This window comes from Selenomonas sp. oral taxon 138 str. F0429, assembly GCF_000318175.2.
GTDB classification, from domain to species: Bacteria; Bacillota; Negativicutes; order Selenomonadales; family Selenomonadaceae; genus Centipeda; species Centipeda timonae.
The window spans coordinates 1-1,716 of record NZ_KB290927.1 but is presented as its reverse complement, the minus strand read 5'-3'; the positions used below and the strand labels follow the sequence as shown (position 1 = coordinate 1,716).

The window sequence follows — 1,716 nt, the reverse complement described above, 5'->3', positions numbered from 1 at the left end:
AGTATCATCTCCCTCCTGCGTAATCTTCTCAAAACCAAACGTCGCATAGAGATCGGAAACCATCTTATTCTTTGCCGTTTTATAGTAGTAGCCAATCAGTTTCTTACAGCCATCAGCCGCAGCACACTCTGCAAGAACATCAAGCATCATCTGCTCCATGCCTCTTTTCAGAACACGGCAACTCATCAGCCACAGGTGAATATGCAGGGCATCTCCCATCTTTTCACCAATCACCACAGAAACCAGACCATTATCACCGAACTTGTCCGTCAACCTCCCGTATAGCGTGATATATTGCGGTTCATTCGCCATTTGCTCAATATCCGCACGCGTATAGCGGCGCGTCGTCAGATTGAACTGATTAGATTTATTGGTGAGCTGGGCAATACGGTCGAAGTACATTGGTCGAAAGGGTGCTATCTCTGCCTCCATCTGGAGTGATTTCAGGAAGTCGTCGTAGCTCTCCATAGCCCCTGCAAGTTCTCTGCGCTGTTTGTTTTCCATATAGGAGGCGTTACGCTTTCGATCATCCTCAGAGATCGTCACGGGCTCAAAGTAGCCTGCCCCCTCAATCGCACGAATGTAGGAAAACACATCGACAGGATCAACTTCGGGTACTGCCACCTCGGGCATCGTATCGCGCACGATCTGTCGCTCCGCTGGATTATCATCGATGAAAACGAGGCTGTCCGTACCGATATTGATCTCTTCAGCAATCGCTTGGATGTTTCGATTCTTTGGCTCCCAGTTGGCTCGGAAGGAAACAAAATCATCTACATGGAGCACGCTATCCGGGTGGTCGAATCCCGTCTTGGCAACATCTTCCTCATTCTTGGAGCAAACCGCCAAAATAATGCCTCGCGCCTTCAGTCCCAAGACATATTGCTGAAATGCAGTATATGCCTCAGCCGTCGGCGTTTCGTGCCCGATCTCAATATTCTCCATGCCGTCATCGCCAATGATGCCGCCCCAGAGAGTGTTGTCGAGATCCAAGACGAGGCATTTTTTGTTTTTACCCAAGATCTCCTTGATGATCTTCGCGAGACTGAGCGAAACATCTGGAATCACATCGTAGCTCATCGCAAGTTTATAGGCGTAGTACTGGAAACGATCATGCCACTTAGAGAGTCCAATACGTGCCGCAAGTCCATGCAGATCATGCAGATAGAAATTATCATGCGTCGCAGCATAGTCGGCAAAACTCTGGTTGAGGTGCTCAATGAATTGGGTCATACCGTACGGTTCAACCGCATCCAGATTGCCAAGTCCTGTCTCATACGAAAGTTCCATATTGTTCTGTATGATGATTGTAGAAGGATAACGCGCAGCGAGTTTCTCCCAGATCTGCGTAAATCGTCTCATCTCTGCATCATGTTTGTCACGAACCACATCACTGCTGTCACCAAGTGCAGGGCGCTCCAAAATATTTACCACACTCGTAAATACAACAATGATCTCCGGCTGAAATTCGTCAAGTTCTGAGTTACCAAAAACGGCATCCTCATAGTACTTGTTGTATTCGGATTGATAGAACTGCGGACGAATCCCTGCCTCTAGGAGAAAAAGCTCCAGGATATTCTTGATATCATCCGTTGTCGATCCACAGAGAACGGCAATCCGTTTGTCGATATATCCGACACCCTCACGCGCCAACAATGCACGCCGGATGCTCTTTTGCTTTCGCATCAAGAGATCATTGTCATATGGATAGGTAAA

1 protein-coding gene is annotated in these 1,716 nt (G+C 47.8%); it reads right to left on the bottom strand.

Annotated features, from left to right (window positions below; translation table 11 throughout):
- The coding region (locus tag HMPREF9163_RS00525) for an HAD family hydrolase (protein ID WP_051038560.1) at nt 1-1,686 on the bottom strand (1,686 nt) is incomplete at its 3' end.
- Nucleotides 1,687-1,716 lie beyond the last annotated feature (30 nt).